Annotated in this window: 27 protein-coding genes and 1 pseudogene; 15 read left to right on the top strand and 13 right to left on the bottom strand. The window is 72.9% G+C overall.

The window, feature by feature from the left end; genetic code table 11:
• The first annotated feature begins 29 nt into the window (after positions 1-29).
• Positions 30-482: a hypothetical protein gene (locus tag FU792_RS15265; RefSeq protein WP_149814879.1), complete on the top strand. Its 453-nt coding sequence runs from the start codon at positions 30-32 to the stop codon at positions 480-482.
• Between the two features lie 100 nt (positions 483-582).
• Here the strand turns inward: FU792_RS15265 and FU792_RS15260 are convergent, their stop codons facing one another.
• The gene (locus FU792_RS15260) at positions 583-1,824 is read right to left on the bottom strand and encodes a multidrug effflux MFS transporter (protein ID WP_022925851.1); all 1,242 of its coding nucleotides are present in this window, start codon (positions 1,822-1,824) and stop codon (positions 583-585) included.
• 23 nt (positions 1,825-1,847) lie between these two features.
• On the opposite strand from FU792_RS15260, the gene FU792_RS15255 reads away from it, so the two are divergent.
• Entirely contained in the window at positions 1,848-2,042 is a 195-nt protein-coding gene (locus FU792_RS15255; protein ID WP_022925850.1) for a VOC family protein, read from the top strand.
• A gap of 79 nt (positions 2,043-2,121) precedes the next feature.
• Positions 2,122-3,861 (top strand): alpha-amylase family glycosyl hydrolase, encoded by a 1,740-nt coding sequence (locus FU792_RS15250; RefSeq protein WP_022925849.1) that lies wholly within the window; start codon positions 2,122-2,124, stop codon positions 3,859-3,861.
• Between the two features lie 7 nt (positions 3,862-3,868).
• Here the strand turns inward: FU792_RS15250 and FU792_RS15245 are convergent, their stop codons facing one another.
• Positions 3,869-4,540 (bottom strand): response regulator transcription factor, encoded by a 672-nt coding sequence (locus FU792_RS15245; RefSeq protein ID WP_022925848.1) that lies wholly within the window; start codon positions 4,538-4,540, stop codon positions 3,869-3,871.
• A 142-nt stretch (positions 4,541-4,682) separates the two neighbouring features.
• On the opposite strand from FU792_RS15245, the gene FU792_RS15240 reads away from it, so the two are divergent.
• The 4 genes and pseudogenes from FU792_RS15240 to FU792_RS18195 all read left to right on the top strand — a co-directional run bounded on the left by FU792_RS15240 (position 4,683) and on the right by FU792_RS18195 (position 7,366).
• Positions 4,683-5,549, top strand: a complete 867-nt coding sequence (locus FU792_RS15240) for a glycosyltransferase family 2 protein (protein WP_149814878.1) — start codon at positions 4,683-4,685, stop codon at positions 5,547-5,549.
• A gap of 43 nt (positions 5,550-5,592) precedes the next feature.
• On the top strand, positions 5,593-6,738 hold the full coding sequence (locus tag FU792_RS15235; protein WP_022925846.1) for a ThiF family adenylyltransferase: 1,146 nt from the start codon (positions 5,593-5,595) through the stop codon (positions 6,736-6,738).
• Between the two features lie 5 nt (positions 6,739-6,743).
• Positions 6,744-7,058 (top strand): annotated as a pseudogene (gene mobA, locus FU792_RS18200) (molybdenum cofactor guanylyltransferase); the annotation flags it as partial.
• Entirely contained in the window at positions 7,055-7,366 is a 312-nt protein-coding gene (locus FU792_RS18195; RefSeq protein WP_168714884.1) for a hypothetical protein, read from the top strand. The pseudogene mobA and the gene FU792_RS18195, both read left to right, overlap by 4 nt.
• On the opposite strand, the gene FU792_RS18190 is transcribed toward FU792_RS18195, so the two are convergent.
• A complete protein-coding gene (locus FU792_RS18190; RefSeq protein ID WP_157609219.1) occupies positions 7,349-7,618 on the bottom strand; it encodes a hypothetical protein in 270 nt (89 codons plus the stop codon). The two genes, FU792_RS18195 and FU792_RS18190, sit on opposite strands and share 18 nt — an antisense overlap.
• A gap of 573 nt (positions 7,619-8,191) precedes the next feature.
• On the opposite strand from FU792_RS18190, the gene FU792_RS15225 reads away from it, so the two are divergent.
• The 5 genes from FU792_RS15225 (at position 8,192) to FU792_RS15205 (ending at position 13,306) form a co-directional block, all read left to right on the top strand.
• Positions 8,192-8,722 carry a GNAT family N-acetyltransferase gene (locus FU792_RS15225; RefSeq protein WP_022925841.1) on the top strand — a complete coding sequence of 177 codons (531 nt, stop codon included), beginning with the start codon at positions 8,192-8,194 and terminating at the stop codon, positions 8,720-8,722.
• Between the two features lie 36 nt (positions 8,723-8,758).
• The gene (locus FU792_RS15220) at positions 8,759-8,998 is read left to right on the top strand and encodes a MoaD/ThiS family protein (protein ID WP_022925840.1); all 240 of its coding nucleotides are present in this window, start codon (positions 8,759-8,761) and stop codon (positions 8,996-8,998) included.
• A 242-nt stretch (positions 8,999-9,240) separates the two neighbouring features.
• The gene (locus FU792_RS15215; protein ID WP_202980388.1) at positions 9,241-10,527 is read left to right on the top strand and encodes an ABC transporter substrate-binding protein; all 1,287 of its coding nucleotides are present in this window, start codon (positions 9,241-9,243) and stop codon (positions 10,525-10,527) included.
• Positions 10,528-10,538: 11 nt separating this feature from the next.
• Complete coding sequence (locus FU792_RS15210; protein ID WP_202980387.1) at positions 10,539-12,350, top strand: purine-cytosine permease family protein; 1,812 nt, start codon at positions 10,539-10,541, stop codon at positions 12,348-12,350.
• A gap of 83 nt (positions 12,351-12,433) precedes the next feature.
• Positions 12,434-13,306 carry a GNAT family N-acetyltransferase gene (locus FU792_RS15205; protein WP_022925837.1) on the top strand — a complete coding sequence of 291 codons (873 nt, stop codon included), beginning with the start codon at positions 12,434-12,436 and terminating at the stop codon, positions 13,304-13,306.
• Between the two features lie 51 nt (positions 13,307-13,357).
• On the opposite strand, the gene moaA is transcribed toward FU792_RS15205, so the two are convergent.
• The 3 genes from moaA to FU792_RS15190 form a co-directional block, all read right to left on the bottom strand.
• Positions 13,358-14,389, bottom strand: coding sequence for a GTP 3',8-cyclase MoaA (moaA, locus tag FU792_RS15200; RefSeq protein WP_022925836.1), 1,032 nt, complete (start codon positions 14,387-14,389; stop codon positions 13,358-13,360).
• Entirely contained in the window at positions 14,383-14,916 is a 534-nt protein-coding gene (locus tag FU792_RS15195) for a MogA/MoaB family molybdenum cofactor biosynthesis protein (RefSeq protein WP_033419017.1), read from the bottom strand. The genes moaA and FU792_RS15195 overlap by 7 nt, the downstream gene beginning before the upstream one ends.
• Before the next feature lie 154 nt (positions 14,917-15,070).
• Complete coding sequence (locus tag FU792_RS15190; RefSeq protein ID WP_022925834.1) at positions 15,071-15,538, bottom strand: MarR family winged helix-turn-helix transcriptional regulator; 468 nt, start codon at positions 15,536-15,538, stop codon at positions 15,071-15,073.
• A gap of 96 nt (positions 15,539-15,634) precedes the next feature.
• On the opposite strand from FU792_RS15190, the gene FU792_RS18185 reads away from it, so the two are divergent.
• Positions 15,635-16,201 carry a hypothetical protein gene (locus tag FU792_RS18185; RefSeq protein WP_238706003.1) on the top strand — a complete coding sequence of 189 codons (567 nt, stop codon included), beginning with the start codon at positions 15,635-15,637 and terminating at the stop codon, positions 16,199-16,201.
• Positions 16,198-17,835 carry an MMPL family transporter gene (locus FU792_RS15185; protein ID WP_238706002.1) on the top strand — a complete coding sequence of 546 codons (1,638 nt, stop codon included), beginning with the start codon at positions 16,198-16,200 and terminating at the stop codon, positions 17,833-17,835. Before FU792_RS18185 ends, FU792_RS15185 begins: the two co-directional genes overlap by 4 nt.
• Before the next feature lie 10 nt (positions 17,836-17,845).
• On the opposite strand, the gene FU792_RS15180 is transcribed toward FU792_RS15185, so the two are convergent.
• From FU792_RS15180 to FU792_RS15150, 7 genes are all read right to left on the bottom strand, one after another.
• Positions 17,846-19,417: a fused MFS/spermidine synthase gene (locus FU792_RS15180; protein WP_022925832.1), complete on the bottom strand. Its 1,572-nt coding sequence runs from the start codon at positions 19,415-19,417 to the stop codon at positions 17,846-17,848.
• 57 nt (positions 19,418-19,474) lie between these two features.
• Complete coding sequence (locus FU792_RS15175; protein ID WP_149814877.1) at positions 19,475-19,891, bottom strand: hypothetical protein; 417 nt, start codon at positions 19,889-19,891, stop codon at positions 19,475-19,477.
• Positions 19,892-19,993: 102 nt separating this feature from the next.
• A complete protein-coding gene (locus FU792_RS15170; RefSeq protein ID WP_022925830.1) occupies positions 19,994-20,458 on the bottom strand; it encodes a hypothetical protein in 465 nt (154 codons plus the stop codon).
• 52 nt (positions 20,459-20,510) lie between these two features.
• Entirely contained in the window at positions 20,511-21,326 is an 816-nt protein-coding gene (locus FU792_RS15165) for an ABC transporter ATP-binding protein (protein ID WP_022925829.1), read from the bottom strand.
• Positions 21,323-22,384 carry a FecCD family ABC transporter permease gene (locus FU792_RS15160; RefSeq protein WP_149814876.1) on the bottom strand — a complete coding sequence of 354 codons (1,062 nt, stop codon included), beginning with the start codon at positions 22,382-22,384 and terminating at the stop codon, positions 21,323-21,325. The genes FU792_RS15165 and FU792_RS15160 overlap by 4 nt, the downstream gene beginning before the upstream one ends.
• A complete protein-coding gene (locus FU792_RS15155; RefSeq protein ID WP_022925827.1) occupies positions 22,381-23,439 on the bottom strand; it encodes a FecCD family ABC transporter permease in 1,059 nt (352 codons plus the stop codon). Before FU792_RS15155 ends, FU792_RS15160 begins: the two co-directional genes overlap by 4 nt.
• Positions 23,436-24,482, bottom strand: coding sequence for an iron-siderophore ABC transporter substrate-binding protein (locus FU792_RS15150; RefSeq protein WP_022925826.1), 1,047 nt, complete (start codon positions 24,480-24,482; stop codon positions 23,436-23,438). Before FU792_RS15150 ends, FU792_RS15155 begins: the two co-directional genes overlap by 4 nt.
• Positions 24,483-24,593: 111 nt before the next feature.
• Between FU792_RS15150 and FU792_RS15145 the strand changes: the two genes are divergently transcribed.
• Positions 24,594-25,430 carry a siderophore-interacting protein gene (locus FU792_RS15145; RefSeq protein ID WP_149814875.1) on the top strand — a complete coding sequence of 279 codons (837 nt, stop codon included), beginning with the start codon at positions 24,594-24,596 and terminating at the stop codon, positions 25,428-25,430.
• Positions 25,431-25,482 lie beyond the last annotated feature (52 nt).

Here is a 25,482-nt window from a genome sequence, read left to right as displayed (position 1 = left end):
TGACACGGGCGCGCGGGCAGACTGCCCCCATGACCGAAACGGTGCGGCGGCGGCAGTGGTTCGAGCCGAGATATGCCTTCGCCGGGCTGGGCTGGGGCGTCCTCGTAGGGATGGTCACCGGTGCCGTGCTGGCGATCCTCGTGCTGGTCGAGTCTCGCGGCGAGGACCCCGACGTCGGGCTGACCGTCTTCGGGATGCTGTACGGAGCGGCGGTGTATGCGCTGCTGGGGGCGATCTCGGGCCTGCTCTGTGCGGTCGTGCTGCCGGCCGTGTCGGGCCGGCGTGCCCACTGGTGGGCGGCGCTGGTGCTGACAGCCGGGATCTGGGCGCTCGCGGCGGTCCTGCTCTTCACCTATCTGGTCCAGGCGGGGGGCGTAGAGGTCGCGGGCACGTCCTGGATGCTCGTCCCGCTGGCACTGGCCACCCTGCCCGGGCTGGCTGCCGGTGTGCTCATGGCTCGGTCGACCCGGAACCTGCGCTGACTGGCAGCCGCTTCGCCCACTGACAGCCTCTTCGTCACATCAGAGCCTCCTCGAGGAGGCTCCGGTGTGACGAACCGGCTCTCAGTGCGAGAGGCACCCCTCAGTCGGCGGGCGGATCCCCCGCCGTGGCGCGGCGGTGCCAGGCCCACAGGCCCGCGCCGAGCAGCGCGAAGCAGGCGCTGGTCAGGGCGGTGCTGAGCAGGGTGCCCGTCACCAGCGGCGAGATCAGCCCGGCCAGCAGCGCGTTGAAGACCAGCGCCGCGAAGGAGGCCATCGACGCGGCGGCGCCGCGCTGCTCCGGGAACAGGTCGAGCATCGCCAACTGCTGCACCGGGAAGGCCACGCCGATCGCCGCGCCCATCAGCGCCGGCCCGAGGACGGCCCACGGCAGGTCCGGCGCGAGCCAGCAGAGCACGACGTTGACCAGCGTCCCGCCGAGCAGGACCACCATCGTCACGTCCACCATCGGCCCGGGGTCCACCCGCCCGGCCAGCCCGTTGGTGAGCATCGAGCCGGTCACCATGCCGCCGATCATCGGCACGAAGAGCATCCAGAAGTCCTGCTCGCCGCGCCCCAGGAGGTCGACGACGATGATCGGTGCGGCGACGACATACAGGAAGTAGGAGGCGAAGACGAAGGCGGCCGAGAAGGCCAGCCGCTCAAAGCGTCCGGACCGTGCCACGCCCCACAGCGACCCGAGCACCGAGCCCACCCGCAGCGAACTGCGTCGCTCCGGCGGGTGCGTCTCCGGCAGCACCACCGCGGTGAGCACCGCCGCCGCGATACCGTAGGCCGCGACGAACCAGAAGATCCAGTGCCAGGGCCCGAAGCGCAGGATCTCGCCCCCGATGACCGGCGCAATCGCGGGCGCGATGGCGAAGATCATCATCACCCGCGCCATGAGCTTCTGCGCCTCGGCGCCGGAGAAGAGGTCGCGGATCACCGCCCGGCTCACGATGGTCGCCGCCCCGGCGAAGAGGCCCTGCATCACCCGGGCCGCGAGCAGCACCCCGAAGCTGGGCGCGAGCGCGCAGACGACGGAGGCGACGACATACCCGAGCAGCCCGCCGATCATCACCGGTTTGCGCCCGAGCGCGTCCGAGATCGGGCCGTGGAAGACGCTCATCACCGCGAAGCTGATGAGGTAGATCGAGGTGATCTGCTGCAGCGCGGTCGCGTCGACCTCGTAGTCCCGCCCGATCGCCTCGAAGCCGGGGAAGACCGTGTCGATGGTGAACGGACCGATCATCGCCAGCGCGGCGAGCGTCGTCGTGACCAAGAGCGTGGCGCGCCGAGGGTATGCCGTCGCGCCGGTCTGCGGCTGCGGCGGACTGGTGGTCACCCGGTCACGGTAGTGCCGGGACTGTGGACGGGTGTCGGCGGCACGGTCATGATGCCGCCGACGCCGCGATCGAGCGGGTCGCCGAGCTCGGCGGAGCCCTCGTGCACGGCCCGGACGACATGCCCGGTGTCGGTCGTCTCGCCACGGTCGCCGACCCGCAGGGCGCCGCCTTCATGGTCATGCAGGCCGCCCCGCAGGAGGAGTCCGCGAGGGCCTGAGGGGTACCATCATGGCGCGAGGGCGCGGCCACGACGGCTCCGCGCCCTCTCGTCATGACCCCAGCAGCAAGGAGAGTCCGTGAGCGTCGCCGGCATGGGAGCCATCCCGATCGAGGGCGGCTACGCCTTCCGCGTCTGGGCACCGAACGCCACCGGCGTGAGCGTCATCGGTGACTTCAACGGGTGGGACCCCGAGGCTCACGGGATGGAGCACGAGGGCAACGGCCACTGGTATGCCGAGGTCCCGGGCGCGCAGATGTGGCAGGAGTACCAGCTGCTCGTGAGCAACGGCGAGCACAGCTTCCACCGCATCGATCCGCGGGCGCTGGCGGTGACGAACTCCGTCGGCAACGGCCTGCTCTACGACCACGGCGCCTTCGACTGGGAGGGCGACGACTTCACCCCGCCCCGCCAGCACGAGACCGTCATCTACGAGACCCACATCGGGTCCTTCGTCGCCACCGAGGACGGCCGGCCGGCGAACCTCGGCGACCTCATGGGCAAGCTCGACTACCTCGTCGGGCTCGGGGTCAACGCCATCGAGCTGATGCCGCTCATGGAGTTCGCCGGCGACTACTCCTGGGGCTACAACCCGGCCCACGTCTTCGCCGTCGAGTCCAGCTACGGCGGGCCCGAGGCCCTCAAGACCTTCGTGCGGGAGGCGCACAAGCGCGGTCTCGCGGTCTACGTCGACGTGGTCTACAACCACTTCGGCCCCTCGGACCTGCCGACCTGGCAGTTCGACGGCTGGTCCGAGAACGGCAAGGGCGGCATCTACTTCTACAACGACCACCGCTCCTCGACGCCGTGGGGCGACACCCGGCCCGACTACGGGCGGCAGGAGGTCCGCGACTTCATCCTCGACAACGCCCGCATGTGGCTGCGCGACTACCACGCGGACGGGCTGCGGCTGGACATGACGCCCTACATGCGCCGGGTCGACGGGACGCACGGCGACGAGATCCCCGAGGGCTGGGAGATGATGCGCCGGATCGGTGAGATGGTCCGCACCGAGTTCCCCCGGCACCTCGTCATCGCCGAGGACCTCCACGGGGTCGCGGCGGTCACCTCCACCGAGCCCGGTGGCGCGGCCATGCACGCCCAGTGGGACACCAAGTTCGTCCACCCGGTGCGCGAGGCCCTCATCACCCAGGACGACGCGCACCGCTCGATCGCCGCGGTCGCGGCCGCCGTGACGCATACCTATCAGCACGCCTTCGACCGGGTGATCTACACCGAGTCGCACGACGAGGTGTCCAACGGCAAGGCGCGGATCACCTCCGAGGTCCAGGGCGACAACCCCAGCGGGTGGAACGCCCAGAAGCGCGCCACCCTCGGCGCGGCCCTGGTGCTCACCGCGCCGGGCCTGCCCATGCTGTTCCAGGGGCAGGAGTTCCTCGAGGACGAGTGGTTCCGCGACAACGTGCCGCTGGACTGGGAGCGAGCGTGGGCCTTCCGCGACATCACCCAGATGTTCCGGGACCTGATCCGGCTGCGGCTCGACGCCGACGGGGTCAGCGCCGGCCTCGCCGGACCGCACACCAACGTCGTCGCCGGCGACGAGGACGCCAACGTGCTGGCCTACGTCCGGTCCACGGGCGACGGGCAGCACGTCCTGGTCGCGATCAACCTCTCCGCGCACGCCGTCCAGCGCCCGGTCGAGCTGCCGGGCGGGCACTGGCGCTTGCGCTTCAACAGCGACGCCCGGGCCTACAGCCAGCTCTTCGGCGACCACGCGACACCGGACATCGACGCAGGAGACGGGCACGGCACGCTGGACCTCGGGCCCTACTCGGTCGTGATCTATTCGCCCGCCTGAGGCCTGCTCAGGGCGCCTGGTCGGTGACCTGGCGGCGCAGGACGTCCGGGGTCATGCCGTGCTCCAGACCCCAGCGCACCGCCTGCGAGCGCCGGGTCACGCCCATCTTGCGGTAGGCGGTGCGGATGTAGGTCTTGACCGAGTTGATCGACAGGTAGCTGCGCAGCGCGATGTCGTTGTTGGTCAGGCCCAGGGTGATGAGGCTGACGATCTCCGCCTCCCGGGCGGAGAGCCCCTCGGCCCGGCCGGGCCAGTCACCGGGGGAGTGCGGCTCAGGCTCGGGCTGCTGGCTCGTGACCGGCTCGACCACGACCTCGCCGGACGCCACCCGCTCCAGGGCGGTGACCAGCTCGGCGCCGCTCACGGTCTTGCCGATGTATCCCCGGCACCCCTTGGCCAGGGCGACCTCGATCAGTGCCGGGTCGAGGTGCCAGGTGTAGACGACGACGGCCCCCGGGTTGGGGCTCTCCAGGACGTCGTCGAAGTCCTCGCCGTCCACCTGGGGCTCGGAGAAGGTGTCGTAGAGCGTGACGTCGACGGACTGCCTCACGTCGACCTGGGCGCCGATCTCGACGACGGAGACCCGGTCCTCGAAGGGCGCCAGCATCCCCTGGAGGCCCCGGACGACCACCTCGAAGTCGTTCATCAGGGCCACCCGCAGCGGGGAACCGGCGACCATGGCCCAGACTGTACGCCGCCGCCCCCGGGCGGGCGCGGTGAGCCGTCACCGGGGTCCCCGTCGTCGCAGGTCAGCGCGTCTCCCCCGCATTTCACCCTTTCGGATGTGGTGGCTGGGTGGCGGCAATGGCTACACTGCGGCCGTGCCCGATACCGTTGCTGTACTGACGATGTCGCGCGGACATCACGATTACCTGCTGGCGCAGGTCGACGGACTCTCCGTCGGCACCACGCCACCTGCGGTGCACGTCGTGATCTCCATGGGGGACCGCGATCTCACCCGTGGACGACTGCCGCTGGGCACCGACCGGTGGCAGACCGTCGTCAAACCTGTGCAGACCGACCGTCGCGCCCTGCCCTACGCGGCAGCACGCAACCTCGCGGCCGAGCTCGCCGTCGACGCGGGCGCCGACGTCCTCGTCTTCCTGCACTCCTCCGTCATCCCCGGCCCCCGGACCCTGGAGCGGTATGCCCGGGCCGTCGCCGAGCGCGACACCTCCGGCATACCCGACGGCCCGGTCGTCTGGTGCTCGCCGGTGCTCCGTCTGCCGCCGGTCGCCAACCCGGCCGTCGGCTACCCCCTGCAGAAGCTGGACGAGCTGAGCCGGCGGGCTCCCGGCGCGCCGAGGCTCGCGCCCGGCGAGATCCGGGTCGAGGAGCGGTCCCACCTGTTCTCCCCGGGCAGCTTCGCGATGAGCGCCGACGACTACGCCGAGGTCGGCGGGTTCTGCGCCGACTACGCCGGGCCCGGCCTGGAGACCGCGGACTTCGCCCGGGTCCTGGACCGGGCTGGCGGCTCGCTGGCATGGGTCGGCGGGGCCGAGGCCTACCGTCAGCCGACCGAGCCGCTCACCCCCGAGGAGGAGGCTCGGTATGCCCGCCGGCACGCCGCGACCTGGCGCGAGCGGTGGGACGAGGAACCGGACCACCCGTGGCTGACCCGGCTGGTCGCCGAGGGCATCATCCAGCGGGACGGGTCGGGCCGCATCCCCGACCCGCCGCGCCGCTGAGACCGGCGTCGGCCGTCCTGGCAGCAGCGGGCACACTGGAGCCATGACCAGCCTCCCGCCCCTCGTCGGGCCCGGTCCAGCGCTGCGGCCCGACCAGGTGTCGCGCTACTCCCGGCACCTGCTGGTGCCGGGGATGGGCATGGCGGCGCAGCGCCGGCTCCTCGCCGCACGGGTGGCGGTGGTCGGGGCCGGGGGGCTGGGCAGCCCGGTGCTGGCCTACCTCGCCGCCGCCGGGGTCGGTCACCTCACGATCATCGACGACGACGACGTCGACGCCACCAACCTGCAGCGGCAGGTCATCCACCGTGCCGACACCGTCGGGACCCCTAAGGGCGAGTCCGCCGCCGCCTTCGTGCGGGGGCTGAACCCGGACGTCTCGGTGGAGGTCCGGCACACCCGCCTCGACGCGGACACCGCGGAGGACCTGCTGCGCGGCCACCACGTGGTGCTCGACGGCGCCGACAACTTCCCCACGCGGTATGCCGTCTCCGACGCCTGCGGCGCGCTCGGGATCCCCCTGGTCTGGGCAGCCGTCCTGCGCTTCGACGCGCAGGTGTCCACCTTCGTGCCGGGGATCGAGGACGCGGTCTCGCTGCGCGACCTCTTCCCGGTGCCACCCCGGCCGCAAGACGTGCCGAGCTGCTCCGAGGCCGGTGTGCTGGGCGCGCTGGTGGGACAGGTGGGCTCGATCATGGCCGCCGAGGTGGTCAAGCTGCTCTGCGGCTTCGGTGAGCCGCTGGTCGGGCGGGTGCTGCTCGTCGACGCGCTGTCCCAGCGCACCCGTGAGGTGCCGCTGCGCCCGGTCGGGGCGGTCGTGCAGCCGGTGGAGCGCGAACACGTCCGCGAGATCGTGCCGCTGCCCGAGGTCTCGCCGCGCGAGGTCGAAGGCCTGCTCGCACCGGATCTCCGCTCCGGCGCGCCGACCCTCCTCGACGTCCGCGAGCCTGCCGAGCACGAGCTGGGCACGCTGCCCGGCGCACTCCTGGTGCCGGTGGGGGAGGTGCTCAACTGGGACGATCTCGACCACCACCTGCCGGAGGGCCCGGTCGTCGTCTACTGCAAGGCGGGCCCCCGCGCGCAGCGGGCCGCGGCCCACCTCGTCCGCCTCGGCCGGGAGGACGTCAGCGTCATGAGCGGCGGCATCCTCGGCTGGATCGAGCAGGTCGACCCGAGCCTGCCGAGCTATTGAGCGACATGCCCGCGCTGCCTCCCGTCGACCTCGTCGTCCTCGCCGGCGGACGCGGGACCAGGATGGGCGGCCGGGACAAGGCCTCGATCGAGCTGGGCGGGCGGACCTTGCTCGAGCGCGTCCTGGCGGCCGACCTGGGTGGCCGGGTCGTCGTGGTGGGGGAGACCGCCGTCCCGGACGGCGTGCGGCGCACCGTGGAGGACCCGCCGGGGGGAGGACCGGTCGCGGGCATCGGCGCGGGTCTCGACGCACTGCCCTGGTCGCAGCGAGCCCCTTCTGCGGCCGGTGACCCGTCGCGTCCGGACTGGGTCGCCGTGTGCGCCGTCGACCAGCCGGGCGCGCCGCAGGTTCTTGCGGCGCTGCGGCACACGCTCGCCGGGCTGGGGGGGAGATCGACGCGGTATGCCCGCGCCACGACGGGCGGGCGCAGTGGCTGCTCGCGGTCTACCGCCGGGCCGCGCTCGACGCGGCGCGGGCGCGGCGGGCCGGGGTCGCCGAGACCGGGGCCTCGGTGCGCTCGCTGGTGGCGCCGTTGCGTTGGCGGGAGCTCGAGTTCGACGGGGTGCACCTGGGGGACGTCGACACCCCGGCGGACCTGGAGCGGTGGTCCTCAGCCCTCGACGGATGACCCCGGTGGCCACGGCGCGCCGGTCAGGGCGGCCCAGCCCGCGGCATACGTGCCGGACGACACGTCGCCGATGACGAGGCGCTGCAGCACGAAGCCGGGGATCGTGCCGAAGGTCGCCTGCGCCACCGCCACCGGGTCGGCCTCGGGGGACAGGCGTCCCGCGTCCTGGAGGCGCTCGAGGTAGGCCACGAGGTGACCCCCGGTGCTGCGGATCGCCCTGGCTATCAGCGCGCTGCTCGCCGTGCTGGTCACGGCCTTCGCGTGGCCGGCCGTCAGCTCGGCCCCCCCCCGGGGGTGACGTGCTCCTCGGCGTCCTCGCCCCCGCCCCGGCGCTCGCCCAGCTCGAGGGTCAAGCTGGTGGGCCAACTCCGGCGCGATCGCCCTGGGGATCGGCGCGATCGGCGCGAGCCTCGTGGGCCTGCACCGTGTCCTCGGTCTGCCGGGCGTCGGCCTGGGCGCGGCCGTGATGATGCTGCGGCAACCCGCTGTCCGGTGTCTCCGGCGCCCCGGAGATGCTGCCCGCCGGGTGGGGCGCCCTGGGTCAGCTGCTGCCCCCCCGGGTGCCGCCGGGTCGCTGCTGCGGTCCACCGCCTTCTTCGACGGTGCGGGCGCGTGGGGCCCCGGTGCTCGTCCTCGGGACCTGGCTGGTGTTCGGTGTCGCTCTGGCCCTGGTGCCGCGCCGCGAGGCCTGAGCACCACTGGGAGCCGGTTCGTCACATCGGAGCCTGTTCGAGGAGGCTCTCAGATGACGAACCGGCTCTCGGCTGACCAACCGGCGGTCGGTGGCGCCGACCACGTCCGGGTCGCTCTGGCAGGCTGGGCGGTATGGACGTGGTGCTGCGGGCAGCGACGCCGGAGGACGCCGAGGCGGTCGCGACCGTGCGGGTGGCCGGGTGGTGGGGTGCCTACCCGGGCCTGCTGCCGTCCCCGCTGCTGCACGCCCTCGACGTCCCTGACGAGGCCGCACGACGGCGGGCGCGGTGGGCGGAGCAGCACGCCGACCCGCGGGGGACCGACCTCCTCGCCGAGGTCGACGGTCTCGTCTGCGGCTGGGCGGTCGCCGGCCACTCCCGCGACCCGGAGCGGCCGCAGGACGGCGAGCTCTACGGGCTCTACGTCATCCCCCGACTCTGGTCGGCCGGGATCGGGCACCGGCTGATGGTCGCCGTCGAGGAGCACCTGCGTGCCCAGGGGTATACCCGTGCCCACCTCTGGGTGCTCGACGGCAACGCGCGGGCGGCCGAGTTCTACGAGCAGCACGGGTGGGTCGAGGACGGCGGGACCCAGCTCGACCGGCGTGGTGAGCACGAGCTGCGGGAGAACCGTCGGGTGCTGGACCTGGCCCGGCCGGGGTGAGCGGCGGCATACCCGATCGTCTGCGAGACTGACGTCATGGCGACGGTGAGGTACTTCGCCGGGGCCGCCGAGGCCGCCGGCACCGAGAGCGAGCGCGTGGACGCCGACGAGCTGGGCGCGCTGCTCGCCGACCTGCGGGAGCGGCACGGCGCCGAGCTGACGCGGGTCCTCGCGCTGAGCTCGGTGCTGCACGAGGGGCAGTACGTCTCCGACCCGCAGCTGCCGCTCGCGCACGACGCCGTGCTCGACGTGCTGCCACCCTTCGCCGGGGGCTGAGCCCCGACCCTCTGATTGACGCGGCGTCAACCCTTGACAGGGCGCAGGCGGAGAGTTTCACTAGGACTCTCATATGTGCACCGACGCCGCGCTCGTTTGTGCGGCGAGCCCGACGGGGTGGGTGCCATGACGAAGGAGTCACACATGCGAGGAGTCCGGGTCACGCGGACGACGCCCCGACGGGGCGCACGCTCGAGGGCGGTGGCGCTCACGGGTGCCGGGGCGCTGCTCCTGCTCACCGGGTGCGGCGGGGCGACGACGAGTCCGCGAGCGGTGACACGCTCACCATCGCCGTCGTCGACAACGGCGACCTCGACACGCTGCAGGAGATGAGCGACGCCTTCCTCGCCGAGCACCCCGAGGTCGAGATCGAGTGGGTGCGGGAGGGGGAGAACGAGCTCCGCGAGACCGTCACGACCGACGTCGGCACCGGTGCGGGCCGCTTCGACGTGGTCACAGTGGGGACCTACGAGGCCCAGGTGTGGGCCGACCAGGAGCTGCTGACCCCGCTCACCGACATGCCCGAGGGCTTCGACGCCGGCGCCTTCATCCCCGAGGTGGCCGACGCGCTGACCCACGAGGACACCCTGCAGGCGGCGCCGTTCTACGGCGAGTCGACGTTCACGATGTACCGCACCGACCTGCTCGACGAGGTCGGCGTCGAGATGCCCGAACGACCCACCTGGGACGACGTCGTCGCGGCGGCGACCGCGATCGACGAGCAGACCGACACCGCCGGCGCCTGCGTGCGCGGCAAGCCGGGCTGGGGCGAGAACGCCGCCGTCGTCACCGCCATGGCGCACTCCTACGGCGCCCGGTGGTACGACGAGGAGTGGAGCCCCGAACTCGACAGTGACGCCTGGCGGCAGGCGAGCGAGACCTACCTCGCGCTCGCCGGGATGGCGCCCGAGGGTGTCGCCGACGCCGGGTATGCCGAGAACCTCGCCCTCTTCCAGGACGGGCAGTGCGGCATCTGGGTCGACGCCACCACGGCCGCGAGCTTCGTCACCGACGGCGAGGCCTCGAGCGTCGCCGACGACGTGGACTTCGCCTTCGCGCCGGGCACCGAGGCCGGCCGCGCGAGCAACTGGCTGTGGGCCTGGGCGCTGGCGGTCCCCGCCAGCTCGGACCAGCCCGAGCTCGCCAAGGAGTTCGTCACCTGGGCGACCTCCTCGGAGTATGCCCGGCTCGTCGCCGACGAGCAGGGCTGGGCCGCGGTGCCCGCGGGCAACCGCACCGACCTCTACGAGAACCCCGACTACACCGAGGCCGCGCCCTTCGCCGACCTCGCGCTGGAGTCGATCCAGACCTCCCAGATCGGGGAGCCGACGACCCAGCCGGTGCCCTACGTCGGGATGCAGTACGTCGACGTGCCCGCCTTCCAGAGCCTCGGCAACGCCGTGGGGCAGCAGTACACCACCGCGATCGAGGGCGAGCTGAGCCTGGACGAGGTGCTCGAACGATCGCAGTGGGTCGCCGACCAGACGATCGAGCAGACCCGTCTGCTCGCCGAGCAGGACCAGGACTGAGGGAGATCGCCATGGCACGCAGCGTGGAGCAGATCGACAAGCAGATCGCCAACACCGACCCCGAGCTCCTCCCGGTCGGCGAGCACGAGAAGCACGGGGCCAAGCACTTCGCCGGCCTCTACGCCGCGGAGAACGTCGCGGGCACCGAGTTCGTCTTCGGCGCCACCTTCGTCATCCTCGGCGCCGGGATCTGGGACGTCCTCATCGGGCTGCTCATCGGCAACACCCTGGCCGTCCTGACCTTCTGGCTGGTCACGACGCCGGTCGCGCGCGAGGTCGGGCTCAGCGTCTACACCTACCTGCTGCGCTTCGGCGGCAGCTCCATCTCCAAGATCTACAACCTCGCCAACGCGATCGTCTTCGCGGTGATCTCGGCGGCGATGCTCACCGTCTCGGCGACCGCCGTCCAACGGGTGATCGGCATCCCGACGCAGGAGCAGGCATACCCCACGCATCTCGGGTTCATCATCCTCGTGGTGGCCTTCAGCATCGTGGCGGTGCTCGTGGCGGTCTTCGGCTTCAACGCGCTCGCCGAGTTCGCCACGATCTGCGGGCCGTGGCTGGCGACGATGTTCACCGTCGGCGGCCTGGTGCTGCTGCCGGCCGTGGCCGAGTCGGTCACCGGCGTCACCGAGATCGGCAGCTTCGGCGAGTTCGTCGACATCGCCGGTGCCACCGTCTTCACCAGGGTCACGCCCGGCGGCGAGGAGGGCATCGGGATGATCGAGGTCGCCGGTCTGGCGTGGGCCGCCAACAGCTTCGCGCACGCGGGGATGATCGACATGGCGCTGCTGCGGTATGCCAAGAAGGGCTGGCACGGTCTGATGACCTCGACCGGCATGCTCTTCGGCCACTACGTCGCGTGGTTCTCCGCCGGCCTCATGGGCGCCGCCACCGCCGCGCTGACGCTGACCAGCATCACGGTCCTCTCGCCCGGCGACGTCTCCTGGGTGGCCCTGGGCTGGGCCGGCTACGTCACCGTCGTGGTCGCCGGGTGGACGACGGCCAACGCCAACCTCTACCGCGCCGGCTTGGCGACGCAGGGGGTCTTTCCCTCGATCTCGCGGGCGCGGGCGACGCTCATCGTCGGCGTGATCGTGGTGGTGGTCGCGTGCTTCCCGTTCGTCTACCGCAACTACGCCCCGCTCGTGACCTGGGCCGGCGTGCTGCTGGCCCCGGTCGGCGGCATCGTCTGGGCCGAGCACAAGCTGCTCCCGCGCTTCGGGCTGACGGAGTACTGGGCGCGCTTCAAGGGCGTCACCAACACGCCGGCCATCGTCGCCTGGGCGGTCGCCTTCGGCCTCGGGATCGTGCTCAACCTCACGCAGATCATCTCGCCCTACTTCGCCTTCGTGCCGGCCTGGATCGTGGCGGCGCTGCTCTACGTCGCGCTCGCGAAGCAGGCCGGGGCCGGGGAGGACTACACCGAGGAGAAGCGAGACCACGAGCTCTTCCTCGAGCGGGCGCAGGACTTCAAGCGCAAGCAGGCCGAGTCGCTGCCCGGTCACGTCAAGGACACGACGCCTATCAGCCGGGCGCTGCGGGTCGTGTGGATGCTCGCGCTCGCGGTGATCCTCGTCTACGCGCTCATCGTGTTCTTCGACAGCCCGGACATCTACACCTACCTCACGCAGCGCAACACCTTCTACACCATCGCCATCACCGGCACGATCGTCTACTTCGTCTGCGCCTACTGGGAGCTGCAGCGCGGCAAGGCGGTCTCGAAGCGGGCGCACGAGAAGGCCCGGGCCGAGGCCGACGCCGGCAGCTCCGGCGACGACGGCGAGGGCGGCGAGAAGGAGTCGGTCGGCGCGCGCGCCTGACGGGTATGCCACGGGCCCGGTCGGCGAGCCGGCATCCGCGCAAACCCGTTGCGGTGGAGCGGCCGAGGCGGTCGGATGGGCCGATGAGCATCAGCCTCGCCACCCCCGGCGTCGACGACCTCGGCGCGATCGTGGCCGTGCTGGCCTCGTGGCAGGGGCCGGAGGCGCCGGTGCAGCTGCACCCCGGTGACGTCGGGTGGTTCTGGAGCCGTGGACCGGAGGCGACGGCCGCGGCGCTGCGGGTCTGGAGCAGCCGGGACGGCATCCTGGCCGTCGGCCTGCTCGACGGGCCGGACCTGCTGCGCGTCGGCCTCCGACCCGACCACCAGCGTGACCCTGCGCTCGCGGAGCAGGTGGTCGCCGACGCGGCCGACCCCGGCCACGGGGTCCTGCCCGAGGGCGAGGTCGCGGTCGAGACGCCCAGCGGTGCGCTCGCGCACGACCTGCTGGGGGAGCAGGGGTGGGGCGAGGACGAGCCCTGGGCGGTCCTGCGGCGCGACCTCGACCGGCCGGTGGAGGACCCCGGTATGCCGGTCGAGACCGTCGACACGTCCACCGCGGGCGACTGGGCGCAGGTGCACCGGGCGGCGTTCGGCGGTCGGCTCGGCATGGCGGAGATGCGCTCGCGGTGGGAGGCCCTCGCGGCGGGCACGCCCTTCCGCGAGGCGCGTGGCCTCCTGCTGCGGAGCGACCGGGGCGAGCCGGCGGCGACGATCATCGTCTGGGCGGCCGGTGCCGGGCGCGTCGGCGTGATCGAGCCGATGGGCGTGCACCCGGACCACCGTGGTCAGGGCCACGGCCGGGCTGTCACGCTCGCCGGTGCGGCGGCGCTGCGAGACCTGGGTGCCGCGGCCGTCGTCGTGGCGACGACCGCGGCGAACACGGGGGCGGTGGCGACGTATACCTCGGCCGGCTTCGAGCGGCTGCCCGACCGCCGCGACCGCTGCCGCCACTGAGCGAGCGCCGGCACGCACCTGACCCCAGGTGGTGCGGGGAAGGGAGCGAGGTCAGCCGCCGATGGCGCTCATGGGACGCGGGGGCTGCAGGAAGGTCGGCTGGTTGATGCCGTGACCGGGCAGCTTGGCGGTGATCGAGGAGCGCAGCAGGGCGGCGAGCTCGTCGTCCGAGGCACCGTCGCGCAGCGGCGTGCGCAGGTCGGTCTCGCCGGTGGCGAAGAGGCAGTTGCGGATCATGCCGTCCGCGGTGAGCCGGACCCGGTCGCAGCTGCCGCAGAAGGGCATCGTCACCGACGCGATGGCGCCCACGGTGCCCAGCGGCTCATTCTCCACGTCCGCGCCGAGGGGACGAACGTCGAAGAGCTCGGCCGGGGCGCTGCCCCGTGTCTCGTCCGGCTGCGCGGTGAGGTCGTAGCCGGTGCGCAGCTTGTCGAGGATCTCCTCGCCGGTGATCATCTGCCGACGGTCCCAGCCGTGCTGGGCGTCCAGCGGCATCTGCTCGATGAAGCGCAGCTCGTAGCCGTGCTCCAGCGCGAAGGTCAGCAGCCCGACCACGTCCTCGGCGTCGTCGTTGATCCCCCGCATGAGCACGGTGTTGATCTTGACCGGCACCAGCCCGGCCTCCGCGGCGGCGCGCACGCCGTCGAGGGTGTCCTTGAGCCGGTCGCGCTTCGCGAGCTCGATGAAGACGTCGCGTCGCAGCGTGTCCAGGCTGACGTTGACCCGGGTCAGGCCGGCCTCGCGCAGCGCCGAGGCGTTCTTGGCCAGCCCGACCGCGTTGGTCGTCATGCTGATCTCGGGTGCCGGGTCCAGCGCGGCCAGCCCGGCGACGACGTCCACGAGGTCGCGGCGCAGCAGCGGCTCGCCGCCGGTGAGCCGGATCTCCTCGATCCCCATCGAGACGGCCACGTCGGCGAGCCGGACGACCTCCTCGGTGCTGAGCATGGTCGCCCGGGGCAGCCAGGGCACGCCGTCCTCGGGCATGCAGTAGGTGCAGCGCAACGAGCACCGGTCGGTCACCGAGATCCGCAGGTCCCGGTGGACCCGGCCGTAGCCGTCGACGAGCGGCTCACGGGTCACCACGTGTGGTCACCCCCGCTCACCTGGGAGAGCACGTGCGCGAGCAGCGGGCTGATGATGTCCATCCCCTCGGTCACCGCGGCGGGCCGTCCGGGCAGGTTGACGACGAGGGTGCCCCCGACGCCGCGCTCCTGCGGCCAGTCGACGACGCCGACGACGCCGCGGGAGACTGCGGCGTAGGGCGTCTGCCGGGAGCCCTCCCGGCGGATGAGCTCGGCCAGGCCGGGGTTCTCCCGCGTGATGACCTCCCGGGTGCCCTCGGGCGTGAGGTCGCGCGGTCCCATCCCCGTGCCGCCGGTGGTGACGACCAGGCGCGCGCCCTGCCCGACCGCGTCGCGCAGCGCGCCGGCCACGCTGTCCACCCCGTCCGGCACCACGACCGGCTCGGTGACGGCATACCCGATCGCGCGCAGCGCCTGCACGAGCAGGCGGCCGGACTCGTCCTCGCGCCGACCGTCGGAGCTGCGGTCGGACACGGTGATCGCGACCGCCCCCTCGCGGAGCGGCTCGGTCTGCGGGTCCACACTCATCACCTCAGTCTAGGAGCCGCCGGCGACGCCGGTTCGCGCGGCCGACCCGCCCTCGGCCGGCCTCCCCCCGGTCCGGACGGGCAGCCGCGGTGTCGCGGGGGCAGGGACCAGAGCGCGTGGCCGAGCGCTCCCCTGCTCATGGAGGGGCCGAGCCTCAGAGCAGCCGACCCACCGCGCGGTCCGCCGCGAGCAGGAAGCGGAGCACGACGTCGCGCTCGTCCTCGCTGAGACCCTGCGCGACGTGCTGGAGCTCGGCGAACATCGGCACGAGGTGTCCCATGAGCTCCTCACGCCCGCTCTCGGTCGCCACCACCGCGGTGCGGCGGCGGTCGGTCGGGTGTGCCTGCCGCTCGACGTGCCCACGAGCGACCAGCCGGTCGACGATGCCGCTCGCCGCGGCGGAGGTGACGCCGAGCCGCTGCGCCAGCTCGGTGGGGCCTACCGGCTCGTCCATGACGTGCTCGAGCACGGACAGCTCGGTATGCGTGAGGCCGGCCCGGCGGGCGAGGGCCGGCGTGGCGCGGCGGCCGGAGTCGAGGAGCCGGCGCAGGGCGTCGAGGACCGGCCCCGGCTCCCAACCGTCGACCCACTCGCTCTGCGGGCCGCGACTTCCGTGCGGCACCGAGCCCGTGCTACGTTCTGTCACGAAATATCTCACTTAGTTAGGTATCTACCTGACGACTGTGTCCCACACTAGCCCCGGAGGTCAAGCCCCGACATGTCCCGACTGCTCGCCACGTTGACCGGTCGACGATCCTGGATCGTCGCCCTCGTCGGCCTGCTCCTTGGGGTCGCGCTCATCGGCGGCGTCGGCCAGGCCGAGCGCGACGCCTCGGCGCTCGACACGCTGCCGGCCGGTTTCGACAGCACCCAGGGTCAGGGGCTGCTGGACGAGCTCCCTGACGAGGGCAGCAAGGCGGCGATCGTGCTCTTCACCGCCGAGGAGGGCATCGAGGAGTCGCTGCCCGACCTCGCGACGTTGCTGGAGGACGTCGCGCCAGAGGGGACGCAGGCCCCCTCCGGTGGCACGGGGCAGGTCGAGGGCGAGACCGGCGGTCAGGCACCCGAGGGCGCGGAGGGCGAGGCCGGCCACCAGCCCGGTGGCGAGGCGAGCGCCGAGGGCGGCCCGCCGCCAGGCCTGACCGGCGAGTTCCCGGTCATCCCCGCCGAGGACGGCACGGCGGCGATCAGTGTGCTCGACCTCGACGCACCCACCGCCACCGAGACGGCCGAGGTCGTCTCCACGCTCCGGGCGGACCTCGCCGACGGCGTGCCCGAGGGGTGACCGCCCAGGTCACCGGCCCAGCCGCGATCGAGGCCGACCTGGCCTCGGTCTTCGACGGCGCCAACGTGACGCTCCTCGCAGTGACCGCCGGCGTGGTCGCCCTGCTGCTCATCGTGACCTACCGCAGCCCGATCCTCTGGGTCGTCCCGCTGCTGGTCGTGGGGGTCGCGGACCAGGCCGCAGCCAGCGCCGCCACCCACGTGTTGAAGGCGGTCGGCATCCCCTGGGACGAGTCGACCATCGGCATCCTCTCGGTGCTCGTCTTCGGCGCCGGCACCAACTACGCGCTGCTGCTCATCAGCCGCTACCGCGACGAGCTGCGCACCCACTCCTCGCGGCACGAGGCGATGGCTCTGGCGCTGCGGCGGGCGTCCGAGGCGATCCTCGCCAGCGCCAGCACCGTCGTCGTCGGGGTGCTGTGCCTGCTGCTGTCGGCCTTCCCGTCCACCCGCGGCCTCGGGCTCGCCTGCGCCGTCGGGGTGCTCGTCGCCATGGCCTTCGTCCTGCTCGTGCTGCCCGGTGCGCTGGTGCTCTTCGGTCGCTGGATCTTCTGGCCGCAAGTGCCGCGCGAGGGCCAGGCGGTGCTCGCCGACTCCCGGTCGCTGTGGCGCCGCATCGGCGACGCCGTCGCGGCCGCGCCGACGGCATACATCGCCGGGACCCTCGTGCTCCTGGCGGCGATGGCCTTAGGGCTCACCCAGCTGCGCAGCGGGCTGGCGCCGGAGGACCAGTTCCTCGAGACCCCGGAGGCGATCACCGCCGCCGAGCGGCTCGGCGAGTCCTTCCCCGCCGGCACGTCCGACCCGCTCGTCGTCGTCACGCGGGGCGACGAGGCGCAGGTGGACGAGCTGGCCGCCGCGGTCGGTGACGTCGACGGCGTCACCCAGGTGACCCCGGTCGAGCCGGAGGGCGGCATCGGCCAGGTGCAGGTCGTCCTCCAGGCCGAGCCGGGCAGCGACGAGGCGCAGGCGGCGGTCGGCGAGGTGCGCGCCGCGGTCGAGGGGTATGCCGACACCCACGTGACCGGCGGTGACGCCACCGCGCTCGACGAGGAGGAGGGCAACGTGCGGGACCGTCTCGTGGTCATGCCGTTGGTCCTGGCGCTGGTGCTGCTCACCCTCGTCGGCCTGCTGCGCTCGCTGCTCGCGCCGGTCATCCTCGTGACCTCGGTCGTGGCGACGTTCTGCGCGGCCCTGGGTGTCTCGTGGTGGCTGTTCACCGGCGTCCTCGGCTTCGGTGCCATCGATGCCGGTATGCCGTTGCTGGCCTTCCTCTTCCTCGTCGCGCTGGGCGTGGACTACAACATCTTCCTCATCACCCGCACGCTGGAGGAGGCCCGCGAGCACGGCACCCGCGACGGGGTGCTGCGGGCGCTGGGCGCGACCGGTGGCGTCATCACCAGCGCCGGCATCCTGCTCGCCGCGGTCTTCGCGGTGCTCGGGGTGCTGCCGCTCGTCGTGCTCGCGCAGATCGGTGTGGTCATCTGCATCGGCGTGCTGCTCGACACCCTGGTGGTGCGCACGGTCCTGGTGCCGGCGATCGTGCGGGTGCTCGGCGAGCGGTTCTGGTGGCCGCGGCGGGTCGATCACGCTGGCCGGCACCGGGAGGACGAGCCCGAGCCCGCGACGGTCTGAGCGGTCACGGTCAGGAGCGGCCGGTGAAGAGCTGGTCGACCGGCGCGTGGTCGTCGGTGAGCACCTCGGCCCCCTCTGCGAGCTCGTCGACCCGCTCCGGGGTGAGCGCGCGCATACCCCCACCGTGCTCGTCGGTCGCCGCCTCCACCGCCGCCGGGTCGAGCGGGGTGTCCGAGGCGAGCACGACGAAGTTGCCGCCCGGCACCGGCCGGTCGTCGTGCGTGAGCACCTCGACGTGGTCGAAGAGGGTGCGCAGCGTCGCGACCTCGGCGGCGAGGAAGCCCAGCTCCTGGTAGTCGATGATGTTGAGCGCGACGAGCCCGTCCGGCCGCAGCACGCGCTCGACGTCGGCAAAGGTCTCGGCCGTCGCGAGGTGCCACGGCGCGGCGACCCCGCCGAAGGCGTCGCCGACATAGACGTCGTAGCTGTCGGTCGCGAGCCCGGCGACCGCGACCCGGCCGTCCTGGACGTCGACGGTGAGGCGGTCGGAGTCCGGCAGCGGCAGCCGCTCGCGCACCAGCTCGACGACGCCCGGGTCGATCTCGACGACCGAGTTGGCCCCGGCCTCGCGGTAGGCCACCTGGTAGCGCGGCAGCGTCATCGCGCCGCCGCCGACGTGCAGCACGTCGAGGCGCTCGTCCGCGGGCGCCCAGGTGTCGAGCGCGCCCGCGAGCGTGCGGACATACGCGAACTCGAGGTATGCCGGGTCGTCCAGGTCGACGTAGCTGTGCCGCAGCGTGTCGAGCACCAGGGTGCGGCCGCCCTCGCGGTCGGGATCGGCGACGACCGAGGCGCAGTGGTAGCGGGTCTCGACCTGGCACGGGTCCGGCGCGATGAGCCCCAGGCCGGCGCCGACGATCGCGACCGTGAGAGCGCCAGCCGTGCCGACGCCGGGCTCGACCCCGCCGCGCCGGGCGGTGACGACGAGAGCGAAGCCGGCGGCCATGAGCACCAGACCGGTGGCCAGCAGGATGACGCTCGTGCGCAGCAGCGCGACGAGGACGAATCCGGTGACGAAGGTGGCCGCGATCGCACCAAGGGTGCCGATGGCGGAGAGGCGGCCGACGACCGAGCCGGTCTCGGTGAGCGCGCCGAGCTGCAGCTTCACCACCATCGGCGGGATCGCGGAGAGCACCGCGGCAGGGGCGAAGACGGTGACCGCCGCGAGCAGGATCGCCATGCTCGCCGACTGCTCGGGCGGGGTGAACGCGGTGACCCAGCGGACCGCCGGGCTGATCGTCAGCGTCAACGCGCCGCCGAGCACGAGCAGCGGGCCGATGAGACCGCGTGGTGAGGTGCGGTCGGCGCTCGCGCCCCCGGCCCAGGCGCCGAAGGCGATCGCCGCCAGCGCCAGGCCGATGACCGCGGTGTTGGTCTCCAGGGTGATCCCGACGTAGGGCGCGATGAGCCGCAGCGCCGTGATCTCCAGGACCAGGACGGCCGCCGAGGAGCCGAAGGTGACGACGGCCGCGACCCACGGGGCCAGGGCGGCGGGGGCGGCGTCGCTCGGGGTGTCGGCTCGGGGGGTGGCGCGCGGGGTGGCGTCCCCGCGGGGGTCCTGCGGTGGGGGTCGGGGACTCACCCGGTCGAGCCTACGGGCCGGTCGGGCAGGGCCGGCGACTCGCCGGTCGCGACCGGCTCAGTCGTTCACGTGAACGCCTGAGCCGTTCTCGTCGGGCGCGTCGCCGGGACGGGCCTGTTCGAGAGCGGCGCGGTGCCAGGTATGTAGCTGGTCGACCTCGCGCTGGCCGGGCATGAGGCCGGTGGCGAGCGTCCGCCGGTCCTCGCCGCGGAAGACGATCCGGTCCTGGCGGCCGGGAGCCGGCCGGACCTCTGTCACCCGGGTCCAGAGGATGAGGCGCGGACCCTGGAGGAGGCCGCGGTGCAGGCCCTCCGCGTCAGCGGTGACGTCGTCGTCGCCGCGCAGGAGCGTGGCCAGCATCACGAGCACCAGCACGAGGAGGGCTCCAGCGACGACCCGCATCGAGGTGGAGAGGCCGGTCCAGCCCATCACGGCGGGGAACCAGACCAGGATCAGCAGGCTGGACGACACCACCTGGACCCAGTGTCGGGTGCGGGGCGCGCGGATCCGGACCGAGGGCATACCGGAGTCTGTCACCGCGAACCTGAGCCCGTCGCCACGCCCGACCCGACCGGCTCAGTCGCGCACGTGAACGCCTGAGCCGTTCTCGTCCGGCGTGTCGCCGGGACGGGCCTGTTCGAGAGCGGCGCGGTGCCAGGTATGCAGCTGCCCGACCTCGTCCTGGGTGGGCATCTGACCCTCGAAGATCGTCCGGCTGCTCGCGCCCCGGATGACGAGGCGCTCGGGGTTCCCCGGGGCGGGCCGAATCTCGGTGACGTCGGTCCACGCGACGTGCCCGCGGCCGTGGAAGAGGCTCCGGTGCAGGCCATCTGCACTGGCGCTGGTGTCGTCCACCCCACGGAGCAGCGCCACCAGGAGCGCCACCGTCACCAGGCCCACGACCACGGCCAGGAGGCGCCACCGGGCAGAGTGGTCCGTCCATCCGAGTGCCTGGGGGATCCAGCTGAGGCCTTGCAGCGCCAGAACGGCGACGAAGAGCCAGTGCTGGGTGCGGGGAGCGCGGATGCGGACCGACGGCATACCTGATCCTGTCACCGTATGACGCATACCGCCGCCGGAGCGGGCAGTCGCGTCAACCGAGCACGCCGGCGGCGGCGTGGTGGCGGCCGATGGGCAGCACCATGGGCTTGCCGGAGACCGGGTCAGGGACGACCTGGCTGCGCATCCCGAAGACCTGCTCCACCGTCGGCGCGGTGAGCACCTCCTCGGGGGTGCCGCCGGCCAGCAGCCGCCCGCCGCACATGGCGACGAGGTGGTCGGCATACCGGGCGGCGAGGTTGAGGTCGTGCAGCACCATGACGATCGTCGTGCCGCGGGTGCGGTTGAGGTCGGTGAGCAGGTCGAGGACCTCGATCTGGTGGCAGATGTCGAGGTAGGTCGTGGGCTCGTCCAGGAGCAGGATGTCGGTCTGCTGGGCCAGTGCCATGGCGATCCAGACGCGCTGGCGCTGCCCGCCGGAGAGCTCGTCGACGGCGCGGTCCACGAGGTCGGTGGTGCCGGTGAGCTCCAGGGCCTCCTCGACCGCCTGCTCGTCGGCGGCCGACCAGCGTGTGAGCATCCGCTGGTGCGGGCTGCGGCCTCGCGCGACGAGGTCGGCGACGGCGATGCCCTCTGGCGCGATGGGGCTCTGCGGCAGCAACCCCATGGTGCGCGCGACCGCCTTGGTCGGCTGGGTGTGCACCGCCTTGCCGTCGAGCACCACCTGACCCTCGCTCGGCGCGAGCAGCCGGGACAGTGCGCGCAGCAGCGTCGACTTGCCGCACGCGTTGGCGCCGACGATGGTCGTGATCTGCCCCGGCGGGACGGTGAGGTCCAGTCCGTCGACGACGGTGCGGTCGCCGTAGCCGAGGTGGACGTGCTCGGCGACGAGCGTGTGCGAGGCGGTCATAGCGAACCTCCGGCGAGGTTGGTGCGGACGAGCAGGTAGACGAGGTAGGGCGCCCCGAGGACGCCGGTGATGACCCCGACGGGGTAGCGGGTGCCGAAGAGGTGCTGCCCGGCGAGGTCGGCGGCCAGCACGAGCAGCGCACCGGTGAGTGCGGCGGGCACCATGAGCGAGCCACCGGCCCCCACGATGCGGGCGGCGATCGGTCCGGCGAGGAAGGCCACGAAGGCGATGGGGCCGGCGGCGGCGGTCGCGAAGGCGATGAGGGCCACGGCGGCGACGATGACGGTGAGCCGGGTCCGCTCCACCCGCACGCCGAGCGCGCTGGCGGTGTCGTCGCCGTGCTGCAGCAGGTCGAGCTGCCGCGACTGGGCGAGCAGGGCGGGCATGAGGACGACGGCCGCCACGACGAGCGGCAGCACGACCCCCCAGGTCGCGCCGTTGAGGCTGCCGGTCAGCCAGCGCATCGCGACCTGCAGGTCCCACGCCGCGGCGCGGACGATGACGTAGGCGACGACCGAGTCCAGCATCGCGGCGATGCCGATGCCGATGAGGATGAGCCGGGTCCCGAGCACCCCGTCGCGGTAGGCGAGCAGGTAGATGACCAGGGCCGTCACGAGGGCGGCCACGATAGCCAGCACGGAGACGAGGGCCTCGTCCACGCGGAGCACGACGATCCCGATCACCGCCGCGGCGCTGGCCCCCGCGCTGATCCCGATGATGTCCGGCGAGGCCAGCGGGTTGCGCAGCATGGTCTGGAAGGTGACGCCGGCCATACCCAGGGCGGCCCCGGCCACCAGACCCAGCACGGCGCGCGGCAGCCGCAGCGTCCCGACGGTGAAGGTCGCGCCTGGCACGTCCTGGCCCAGGACCACCCGCCAGACCTCGCCGGGCCCGTAGAACGTCTGGCCCACCATCAGGCTGACGGCGAAGAGCGCGACGACGAGCAGCCCGAGCAGGCCGACGGCGCGGCGCCGGCTCGCGGCACGGCGGCGGCGACCCAGCCGCAGCGCGGACGGGGCCGGACGGGCGTCGGTGGCGTCACCGGTGCGCGTGCTCACAGCGCCCTCGCCCGCATCCGCCGCACGATGATGATGAAGACCGGCGCTCCGATGAGCGCGGTGATGATGCCGACGTCGACCTCCGCGGGTCGGGCGACGACGCGGCCGACCACGTCGGCCAGGGTGAGCAGCACCGCGCCCACGAGCATCGACAGCGGCAGCAGCCACCGGTGGTCGGTCCCGACGACGAGCCGGCAGGCGTGCGGCACGACGAGCCCGACGAAGCCGATGGGTCCGGCCACCGCGGTCGCGGCGCCGCAGAGCGTGACCGCGCCGACGGCGGCGAGCCCCCGGGTCAGCGCCACCCGCTCGCCGAGGCCGGCTGCCAGGTCGTCGCCGAGCGCCAGCGAGTTGAGGCCACGCGCCACGGCGGCGGACATGAGGGTGCCGACGGCCAGGAAGGGCAGGGCCGTGAGGATCTTCTCCGGCGTCGCGCCGCCGACGCCGCCGATCTGCCAGAACCGGAAGGAGTCCATCACCTGGATGCGCGGCAGCAGGATGGCGCTCACCAGGGAGGAGAACGCCGCGGACATGGCCGCCCCGGCCAGCGCCAGCTTGAGCGGGGTGGCGCCGCCGCGGCCCATCGAGCCGATGGCGTAGACGACGGCCGCCGCGACCGCGGCCCCGACGATGGCCACCCAGATGTAGCCGCCGGAGGTGCTGAGGCCGAAGAAGGCGATGCCGACGACCACCGCGAGCGAGGCGCCAGAGGTGACCCCGAGGATGCCGGGGTCGGCGAGCGGGTTGCGGGTGACGCCCTGCATCACCGCGCCGGCCAGCCCGAGGGCAGCGCCCACCAGCATCGCCAGGAAGGTGCGCGGCACGCGCTGGGCGACCGCCGCCTGGGAGATGTTGTCCTGCGCGCCGCCGAGGGCGGCGACGAGATCGGCATACCCGATCTCGCGGGCGCCGAAGGTGACCGACAGGACGCCGGCGAGCACCAGGGCGCCGAGCGCCACGAGCAGCGTCGTGGTGCGGTATGCCCTCGTGCCACCCCGCCGCCGCGCTGCGCGTGCAGGCGCGTCCGGCGGGGCGGAGGTGAGGGTGTCCGTCACCGGCTCTTCTCGGCGGCGGCGGAGACCAGGTCGAGGAAGTCGGTCAGGCCCCACTCGATGGCGAGCGGCGACGGGGTGGCAGCCGCGGCGAGCGGGGTGTCGTTCTCCAGCATGACGACGGCACCGTCGGCGACGGCCGGGATCTCCGAGACCAGCGCGTTGTCCTGCAGCTCGGTGAGCAGGGCGTCGTCACCGTAGGTGACGAGCACGTCGACGTCCTCGAGCAGGTCGGCGTTCTCGGCGCTGACCGTCTCGTAGAACGTCTCGCTCTCCGCGGAGCGCTCGCTGACCAGCTCGGGCGTGGTCATGCCGAGCTCCTCGAAGAAGAGCGCGCGCGGGTCGTGCGTGGTGTAGAAGCCGACCTGGCTGAGGTCGTCGGTGCTGTGCGAGCTGAACATCGCGCTCTTGCCCTCGAGCGCCGGGTAGTCGGCCACGGTGTCCGAGACGTAGCCCTCGATCTCCTCGACCAGCGCGTCGCCCTCCTCGGCGAGGCCCAGGGCCTGGCTGTTGAGCTCGATCATCTGCTGCCAGGTGGTGCCCCACGCCAGCTCGGGGTAGGCGACGACCGGTGCGATCTGGCTGAGCGTGTCGTACTCCTCCTGCGTCAGGCCGGAGTAGGCGGCGAGGATGACGTCGGGCTCGGTGTCGGCGACCGCCTCGAAGTCGATGCCGTCGGTCTCGTCGAAGAGCACCGGGGTCTCGGCGTCGAGCTCGGTGAGCGCGTCCTCGACCCACGGCAGGACGCCGTCCTTGTCGTCGTCGCCCCAGGTGGCCTCGCTCATGCCGACCGGCACGACGCCGAGGGCGAGCGGGACCTCGTGGTTGGCCCAGGCGACGCTCGCCACGCGCTCGGGCTGCTCCTCGATGGTGGTCTCGCCGAAGGCGTGCTCGATGGTGACCGGGAAGGCGCCCGACGCCGCGTCGGCGGAGGTCTCCGAGTCCGTCCCGTCGCCGGCGGCGGTGTCGGCGTCGTCGCCGCAGGCGCTGAGGACCAGGGCTGCGGACAGGGCCGTGGCGGTCCCCAGGACGCGAAGCGTATGCATGATGCTCCTTAGTGAAGTTAGGTAAGGCGCACCTAATGTATATCCTGTCCCTGGATGTGTCCGAATGTACCCGGACCGCCGCGCACCGGAGCCCACCGCGAGGAGAACGACATGGCGAGGAACGAGACGCAGGCCGCACGCCGCAAGCCGGCGCACGCCCGCCCGCTGCGGCTGCAGGTCCGCGGCGCCCACCGACCGACGCCGACCTTCGCCCGGATCACGCTCGGGGGGGCGGAGCTGGCCGACTTCGGGCCGATGGGCGACGACCAGTGGTTCCGCCTCTTCCTGCCCACCGGTGGCAGCGAGTCGCTCCGTCACGTGCCGGACAAGCTGACGACCGCCTCGTATGCCCGCTACATGCTCATCCCGGCGGCGCAGCGCCCGGTCATCCGCAACTACACGGTCCGCGCCTATCGCCCGCACGGCGAGCTGGGCGAGGGCCCTGAGATCGACGTCGACTTCGTCGTCCACGGCACCGAAGAGGCCGGGGACGCCCGGCCGGCCTCGCTGTGGGCGCAGTCCTGCTCGGTCGGCGACGAGGTCGCGATCATCGACGAGGGCGCGATCTTCAACCCGCCGCCGGGCTCGGCGCTGCTGCTCGCGGCCGACGAGTCCGCGCTGCCGGCCTTGGCGGGCATCCTGCGGCACGCGCCGCGTTACACCGTCGGCACCGCGGTCGTCGAGGTGCCGGACGCCGCGGACCGGCAGGTGCTCGACGAGCCGATCGGCGTCGACGTGCGCTGGGTGGTACGCGGGCCGGAGGACCGCCCCGGCACCGCGGCCCAATCGGAGATGGCGCGCGTGCCCGTGCCCGACGGTGACGTGTATGCCTGGGTCGCCGGCGAGTCCGACCTCGCCACCGCGCTGCGCCGGCACTGGGTGCGCGCGGGCATACCCAAGACGCGGATCAGTTTCTGCGGCTACTGGAAGGCCGGCGCCAGCCACTGAGGCCCGGTGTCGGCGCCGGCGTGGCCCGACCGGATCCGTGCCGCGGACTCGC

It is taken from the genome of Serinicoccus marinus DSM 15273, assembly GCF_008386315.1.
Classification (GTDB): domain Bacteria; phylum Actinomycetota; class Actinomycetes; order Actinomycetales; family Dermatophilaceae; genus Ornithinicoccus; species Ornithinicoccus marinus.
This window is presented reverse-complemented; position numbering and strand designations above follow the sequence as displayed.

Coding starts and splice junctions, on each gene's coding strand:
- FU792_RS15265 (WP_149814879.1), top strand. CDS start 30: ATGACCGAAACGGTGCGGCGGCGGCAGTGGTTCGAGCCGAGATATGCC.
- FU792_RS15245 (WP_022925848.1), bottom strand. CDS start 4,540: ATGGTCGCCGGTTCCCCGCTGCGGGTGGCCCTGATGAACGACTTCGAG.
- FU792_RS15235 (WP_022925846.1), top strand. CDS start 5,593: ATGACCAGCCTCCCGCCCCTCGTCGGGCCCGGTCCAGCGCTGCGGCCC.
- FU792_RS15225 (WP_022925841.1), top strand. CDS start 8,192: ATGGACGTGGTGCTGCGGGCAGCGACGCCGGAGGACGCCGAGGCGGTC.
- FU792_RS15220 (WP_022925840.1), top strand. CDS start 8,759: ATGGCGACGGTGAGGTACTTCGCCGGGGCCGCCGAGGCCGCCGGCACC.
- FU792_RS15210 (WP_202980387.1), top strand. CDS start 10,539: ATGGCACGCAGCGTGGAGCAGATCGACAAGCAGATCGCCAACACCGAC.
- FU792_RS15205 (WP_022925837.1), top strand. CDS start 12,434: ATGAGCATCAGCCTCGCCACCCCCGGCGTCGACGACCTCGGCGCGATC.
- FU792_RS15195 (WP_033419017.1), bottom strand. CDS start 14,916: ATGAGTGTGGACCCGCAGACCGAGCCGCTCCGCGAGGGGGCGGTCGCG.
- FU792_RS18185 (WP_238706003.1), top strand. CDS start 15,635: ATGTCCCGACTGCTCGCCACGTTGACCGGTCGACGATCCTGGATCGTC.
- FU792_RS15170 (WP_022925830.1), bottom strand. CDS start 20,458: ATGCCGTCGGTCCGCATCCGCGCTCCCCGCACCCAGCACTGGCTCTTC.
- FU792_RS15165 (WP_022925829.1), bottom strand. CDS start 21,326: ATGACCGCCTCGCACACGCTCGTCGCCGAGCACGTCCACCTCGGCTAC.
- FU792_RS15150 (WP_022925826.1), bottom strand. CDS start 24,482: ATGCATACGCTTCGCGTCCTGGGGACCGCCACGGCCCTGTCCGCAGCC.
- FU792_RS15145 (WP_149814875.1), top strand. CDS start 24,594: ATGGCGAGGAACGAGACGCAGGCCGCACGCCGCAAGCCGGCGCACGCC.